The following is a 5,879-nucleotide window of genomic DNA, read 5'->3' as shown; positions in this document are numbered from 1 at the left end:
CTTGTCAGCCCGATTATCGAACGCTGCTGAGACGGACGATGTCTGGTTGATCAGCCTGCCGAAACTGGACATGAATGCACAGAAGTCGGTCTGGTTCAGTGCCTTGAGTCAGGCGGGCGTCACCATTCAGTTCTGGCCGATTGGTTTGCGTGATCTGCCGCGCTGGATCGAAGCGCGCGGTGCCAAGCTCGGTTTGCAGATACGGTCGGATGCCGCGCAACTGATTGCCGAGCGGGTTGAGGGCAACCTGCTCGCCGCCAAACAGGAGCTCGACAAGTTCAGCCTGCTGAATTTGCCCAACCCCCTGACGGCGGAGGTGCTGCTTGAAAACATTACCGATCAGTCCCGGTTCAACCCGTTTGATCTGGGCGATGCTTTGTTGGATGGCGACCGCGCCCGTGCGGGACATCTGCTTACCCGGTTGCGGGAAGAGGGTGTCGATGCCATCCTGATTTTGTGGGTGCTGAGTCGGGAACTGCGCCTACTGGCTACACTGGATGAGCCCGCGGCCATCGACCGTTTGCCGGTGCCCAAAGGCCGCCGACCCTTCTATGCCCGGGCGGCACGACGCGCACCGGTGGCGTACTGGCTCAAGCTGCTGGGGCGCTGTGCCGAGATCGACCGGACTATCAAGGGGCTAGCGGCAGGTGAGCCTTGGCAAATGCTCGATCGCGTGGCCTTGGCGGCCTGCGGTGGCAGCCGCGCCCGAAATGAGTGAGTGGACAGATGCAAAATAATGTAGATGAAAATTTGACCGAAATGATGACCCAGGTGATGACTCAGATGGGCCGGGCGGCCCGTCGGGCCTCGCGCGCCTTGGCTGGCGTGACCACGGCGGACAAGAACCGCGCACTTCTGGCGATTGCCGATGCGCTGCTCGCGGCCGAAGCGCAGTTGTTGACCGCCAACGCGGTGGACGTTGCAAACGCACGGGCGCGTGGTCTGGATGCGGCGATGATCGACCGACTGATCCTGACATCCAAGGGCGTGGCACAAATGGCCGAAGGTGTGCGGCAGATTGTAGCCCTGCCCGATCCGGTCGGTGAGATCACCAATATGGTGTTCCGTCCCACCGGCATTCAGGTCGGGCAGATGCGCGTGCCGTTGGGTGTCATCGGCATCATTTACGAATCGCGTCCGAATGTGACCATCGATGCGGCGGCGCTGTGCCTCAAGTCGGGCAATGCCACGATTTTGCGCGGCGGTTCGGAAGTGGCCGCAACCAATCAGGCGCTGGCGGACGTGATCCGCAGCGGCTTGAAAGCGGGCGACTTGCCGGAAGATGCCGTGCAGATCGTACCGACGACCGATCGGGCGGCGGTGTCGATTCTGCTGGGCATGCATGAGTACATCGACGTGATGATTCCCCGTGGCGGCAAGGGTCTGGTCGCGCTCGTCACCGAGCAGGCGCGGATGCCGGTCATCAAGCATCTCGACGGTGTGTGTCACGTATTCGTGGATGAGCAGGCCGATCTGGATAAAGCGGTGGCGGTAGCCGTCAACGCCAAAACCCATCGTTATGGCGTGTGCAATGCCATGGAAACCTTGCTGGTGCATTCGGCGGTGGCAGACCGGTTTTTGCCGATGGTGGCCCCGTATTACGTTGAAAAGGGCGTCGAGTTGCGCGGATGCCCGAAGACACAAGTGATATTACGAGCAATCCTGGGCGATTCCGTCGTTGCGGCTACAGTCGAGGACTGGTACGCGGAATATCTCGCCCCGGTTCTGGCCGTGCGTGTGGTCGATTCGCTCGATGAGGCCATCGACCACATCGAGACCTACGGCTCGCATCACACCGATTCGATCATGACGGAAAGCTACACCACCGCCCGCCGTTTTTTGCGCGAGGTGGATTCGGCATCGGTGATGGTGAACGCTTCCACGCGCTTTGCCGATGGGTTCGAGTATGGCCTAGGCGCGGAAATCGGCATTTCGACCGACAAGATTCATGCGCGCGGGCCGGTGGGCCTGTTGGGCCTCACGTCGCAGAAATACATCGTGCTGGGTGATGGTCATATCCGTGGCTGATACCCCGGTTGATCACGCAAAGGCGCCGCTGCTCGGGATTCTGGGTGGCACGTTCGATCCGATTCATCTGGGACATTTGCGTCTGGCCGAAGAAGTGCGGGAGGCATTGAATCTGGCTGTGGTGCATTTCGTGCCATCCGCCGTGCCGCCGCATCGCCCTCAGCCCGCATTGGGGCCGGATGAACGCTTGGCATTGGTGCAGGCCGCCATTGTCAATCATCCGGATTTTATTCCCGATGGGCGAGAGCTTGAGCGTGCAGGTTTCTCGTACACCGTGGATACACTCAAGTCCTTTGCAGCCGAATTTCCCGAGCGTCATCTGGTGCTGATCCTGGGAATGGATGCCTTCAACGGACTATTGCAGTGGCATCGTTGGCAGGAGCTGTTCGATTGGGCGCATATCGCCGTCGCCAGTCGCCCGGGCGCTGTGGCCACTGGTGAAGCCGCCGCATTGCTGGCCGAGCGGCGACTCCGGCCGGAGCAACTCACCCGGCAGCGGGCGGGCGGTATTGTGGCGCTGGAAATCACCCGGCTGGATATTTCCGCCACCGCGATTCGCACAGCACTCGATGCCGGGCGCTCGGTGCGTTACCTTGTGCCGGATTGTTTGCTAAACCCCCTGCAAGCCTATTATTCTGATCCGGATTCTGGGTTGAATACCCATTAATTTTTTCTACTAGAAAGCTGAACCATGACCCAAAAAGACAACGCACCGGCTGCAAACGACCCGGCCTCTACTCAAACCAACAGCACAGCCCAAAACTCAGAGGGTTACCCGGAGGCCGAAACCATAGCGGGCTGGGTTGTCGCCGCGCTCGAAGACCTCAAGGGCATCGACATCCGCGTGCTGGATGTGCGTGGTCTGTGCAATTTTGCCGATTTCATGGTGTTTTCGTCGGGCACTTCCGACCGGCACCTCAAGTCGCAGGCCAACAGCGTGGTCGAGCAACTCAAGGCGCACGGTGTGCGGCCTATGGGCGTGGAAGGCGATGACGTGCCCAATACCGAATGGGTGCTCGTCGATGCGATTGATGTGCTGGTGCATATCATGCTGCCGGAAACGCGCGATCATTATCAGCTGGAAAAACTCTGGTCGGCCCAATCCAGCCAGGCTTCGAACAAAGCTGTAACAGCGGCCGATGCCCCTGCGGCCTACGCAACGGCGATCGACAAGATCCGTGGTTCTTCCAGGCCCAAGTAATCAAGCCCTGAAGCCGTCCGTTGAAAATCCATCTGATCAGTGTCGGGACGCGTTTGCCCGACTGGGCCAATGCAGGCACGGCGGAATACCTGAAACGGATGCCGCCCGCCTGCCCGGTTCAGTTGCACGAAGTTCCCGCCGTGGCGCGCAGCAAGACCATGGCAACCGAGCGCGCGAAATCTGAAGAATGTGCGCGGATCGAGGCGCAAATACCCAAGGGCGCCTGGAGAATCATCTGCGATGAACGCGGCAAGTCGTGGACGACCGCCCAACTCTCGGCTCAAATGGCCGACTGGATGCAATCCGGGCGTGATGTTGCCGTGGTCGTTGGCGGTGCCGATGGCATGACGGACGAATTTCGCCAAGGTGCCGACCGGCTCTGGCGCCTGTCCGATCTTATCCTGCCGCATCCGCTGGTTCGTGTGCTTCTGGCCGAGCAGCTTTACCGGGCTTGGTCGTTATTGAATGGACATCCTTATCACCGTGAATAGACGCAAATGAATCCCTCCAAACCACTGTTTTTGGCTTCCAGCTCGCCGCGCCGCGCTCAGTTGCTGGCAGATATGGGGTTCGAGTTTCAGACCTTGCCGGCTGATGTCTGTTCGATCGATGAAACGCCGCAAGAGAACGAATCAGCATGGATTCTGGTCGAACGCTTGGCGCACAGCAAGGCAGCATTGGCATTGTCCATGGCCGATTTGCCTGACGGCAGCGTCGTGTTGGCCGGAGATACCGTCGTGATCCATCAGGGCCGCATTTTCGGCAAGCCGGTCGATGAACGCGAAGCGGCCGCGATGCTGTCAGCCTTGAGCGGACAGACGCATGCCGTGGTAACTGCCATCGCTGTCGCCGACGGCCTGCGTTGCGAATCGGTGATCGTGCAAACGGATGTCACGATGATGTCGCTTGGCGAGGCACAGATCGCCGCCTACCTTTCGACCGGCGAACCGCTGGATAAGGCCGGTGCCTATGCCCTGCAAGGCATGGCCGCCCGGTTCGTCGAACGGATCTGCGGTTCCTGGGGCGCGGTGGTCGGTCTGCCCCAGTGTGAAACGGCGCAACTGCTGGCAGAATTTGGCATTCATCCTGTTTGGCTGCAAACACAACGAGATTTGATCCATGAGTGAAGAAATCCTCATCAATGTGACCCCGCAGGAAACCCGGATCGCCTATGTCGAAAACGGGGTGCTGCAAGAGATCAATATCGAACGCTCACGGTCGCGCGGCATCGTCGGCAATATCTATCAGGGGCGGGTCAGCCGGGTATTGCCGGGCATGGAAGCGGCATTCGTGGATATCGGGCTGGAGCGCGCCGCGTTTCTGCATGTCTCGGATATCGAGCTCAAGCCGGAGGAAAAGGAAACCGGTGTCGAGACGCGCCCGCGGATGATCTACGACCTGCTGCGAACGGGGCAGAATCTCGTGGTACAGGTCATCAAGGACCCCCTGGGCACCAAGGGCGCGCGCCTGACGACCGAAATCACCATCCCGTCACGCTATCTCGTGTATCTGCCCAATGGTCGGAATATCGGTGTATCGAGCCGGATCGAGGACCCGGAGCAGCGTGATCGCCTCAAGGATATTCTGGGCAAATTCATGGCCGAATCGATCGAGCGGACGGGCGACAGCGAGATCGGTGGATTCATCTTGAGAACGGCTGCCGAAGGGGCGACTGCCGAAGCGCTGCGGCAGGATTACGACTTTCTGCTGCGGTTGTGGGCCAGTGTCCAGGAACGCCAGAGTCAGACCAATGGCGTGGGGCTGATTTTCGAAGATCTGCCGATTGCACTGCGGACTTTGCGCGATGTGCTCGGTCGCTATGTCGAGAAAATCCGTATCGATTCACGCGAGACCTATCATCGGGCCATTCAGTTCGCCCAGGAAATGGTGCCGGATATTCTGCCGATACTGGAACATTATCCCGGCGAGCGACCCCTGTTCGACATGCACAACATCGAGCAGGAAATCGCCAATGCGTTGGAACGCCGCGTGCCGCTCAAATCCGGTGGGTACATCATCATCGATCAGACCGAAGCGATGACCACGATCGATGTGAATACCGGCGGGTTTGTCGGTTCGAAAAATCTCGAGGAAACCATTTTCAAAACCAATCTGGAGGCCGCAAGCGCCATTGCGCGCCAGCTCCGGCTTCGCAACTTGGGCGGCATCATCATTCTCGATTTCATCGATATGATCGAGCCGGATCATCGTCTGGCGGTGCAGGAAACGCTCAAGCGCGCACTCGAAGCCGATCATGCCCGCACCAAGGTGTGCGAGGTTTCCGGATTGGGGCTGGTCGAGATGACCCGCAAACGCACGCGCGAATCGCTGGAACATATCCTCTGTACGGTCTGCCCGACCTGCGGTGGGCGCGGTACGGTCAAAACGGCTGAAACCGTCTGCTACGAAATTTTCCGTGAGGTGACTCGCGAGGCACGCCAGTACCATGCGAAGCAGATGCTGGTGATTGCCTCATCTGCGGTCATCGATCGTCTGCGCGAGGAAGATTCGACCTCGCTGGCGGAGTTGCAGGAATTCATCGGTGTGCCGCTGCGCTTGCAGGCCGATGTTCACTATTTACCGGAGCAGTACGACATCGTTCTTATGTGAATGCTTCGCTTATGGCCCCGGTTAACCGGAGTGGCACGTG

The 5,879-nt window shown here is 59.4% G+C and carries 7 protein-coding genes; all 7 read left to right on the top strand.

The genetic code is table 11. The features are described from left to right. The coding region (gene holA / locus PHD44_RS12120; RefSeq protein WP_300192085.1) for a DNA polymerase III subunit delta at window positions 1-718 on the top strand (718 nt) is incomplete at its 5' end. Window positions 719-726: 8 nt separating this feature from the next. Then, on the top strand, window positions 727-2,028 hold the full coding sequence (locus tag PHD44_RS12115; RefSeq protein ID WP_300192084.1) for a glutamate-5-semialdehyde dehydrogenase: 1,302 nt from the start codon (window positions 727-729) through the stop codon (window positions 2,026-2,028). After that, on the top strand, window positions 2,021-2,695 hold the full coding sequence (nadD, locus tag PHD44_RS12110; protein WP_300192082.1) for a nicotinate-nucleotide adenylyltransferase: 675 nt from the start codon (window positions 2,021-2,023) through the stop codon (window positions 2,693-2,695). The genes PHD44_RS12115 and nadD overlap by 8 nt, the downstream gene beginning before the upstream one ends. 24 nt (window positions 2,696-2,719) lie before the next feature. Continuing rightward, window positions 2,720-3,229: a ribosome silencing factor gene (rsfS, locus tag PHD44_RS12105; protein WP_300192080.1), complete on the top strand. Its 510-nt coding sequence runs from the start codon at window positions 2,720-2,722 to the stop codon at window positions 3,227-3,229. Between the two features lie 20 nt (window positions 3,230-3,249). Continuing rightward, a complete protein-coding gene (gene rlmH / locus PHD44_RS12100; RefSeq protein WP_290677612.1) occupies window positions 3,250-3,720 on the top strand; it encodes a 23S rRNA (pseudouridine(1915)-N(3))-methyltransferase RlmH in 471 nt (156 codons plus the stop codon). Between the two features lie 6 nt (window positions 3,721-3,726). Then, window positions 3,727-4,356 (top strand): nucleoside triphosphate pyrophosphatase, encoded by a 630-nt coding sequence (locus PHD44_RS12095; protein ID WP_300192077.1) that lies wholly within the window; start codon window positions 3,727-3,729, stop codon window positions 4,354-4,356. Further along, on the top strand, window positions 4,349-5,839 hold the full coding sequence (gene rng / locus PHD44_RS12090; protein WP_300192075.1) for a ribonuclease G: 1,491 nt from the start codon (window positions 4,349-4,351) through the stop codon (window positions 5,837-5,839). Before PHD44_RS12095 ends, rng begins: the two co-directional genes overlap by 8 nt. The last annotated feature ends 40 nt before the right edge of the window (window positions 5,840-5,879 follow it).

The sequence above is a fragment of the Halothiobacillus sp. genome (assembly GCF_028710545.1).
Classification (GTDB): Bacteria; Pseudomonadota; Gammaproteobacteria; order Halothiobacillales; family Halothiobacillaceae; genus Halothiobacillus.
This window is presented reverse-complemented; position numbering and strand designations above follow the sequence as displayed.